We start from the raw sequence: 473 nt of genomic DNA, 5'->3' as shown, positions 1-473 counted from the left end.
AAGGAACTGTGACCAAAAACAAGAAAAAATTCGAATCATGAAGGTTTATGCAGCAAAAGGACTGGAAGGTGCCGGTGTGTTTTTGGTTGATCCCGGTAGTGGCATCTGGCATTCCCAGCATGCATCTCACCTGCTTAAAGTTCCCTTGAACAATACATATTTGGGTGACCAAAAAGCTTTTATCTGGCGTCCTAATGCAGAATTTGATACAATACCCTCTAAACAAGCAATCTCGCGCTTAAAAGAGCGTGCAGAAGAGGAGTATAGGCGCCTTCTTTATGTAGGAATGACACGCGCTGAAGGGCGATTGTTTGTTTCCGGGTGCAGTAGTGAGCATAACCCCCGTCAAACATTGCTAAGGTTGGAATAAAAATCTATCAAACCACACGCAGTCCCCAGCATGAGTCAGGCAGAAGGGAATGCAGCAAATGGTTAATTCAGCACAGGTTCTTCTGCTATATGCTTAACAGAAC

1 protein-coding gene is annotated in these 473 nt (G+C 44.4%); it reads left to right on the top strand.

The genetic code is table 11. The features are described 5' to 3' along the window. The coding region (locus tag J7R10_RS08610) for a 3'-5' exonuclease (protein WP_281432513.1) at nt 1-370 on the top strand (370 nt) is incomplete at its 5' end. Between the last annotated feature and the right edge of the window lie 103 nt (nt 371-473).

The organism is Bartonella vinsonii subsp. berkhoffii ATCC 51672, from assembly GCF_902825225.1.
Classification (GTDB): domain Bacteria; phylum Pseudomonadota; class Alphaproteobacteria; order Rhizobiales; family Rhizobiaceae; genus Bartonella; species Bartonella berkhoffii.
This window is presented reverse-complemented; position numbering and strand designations above follow the sequence as displayed.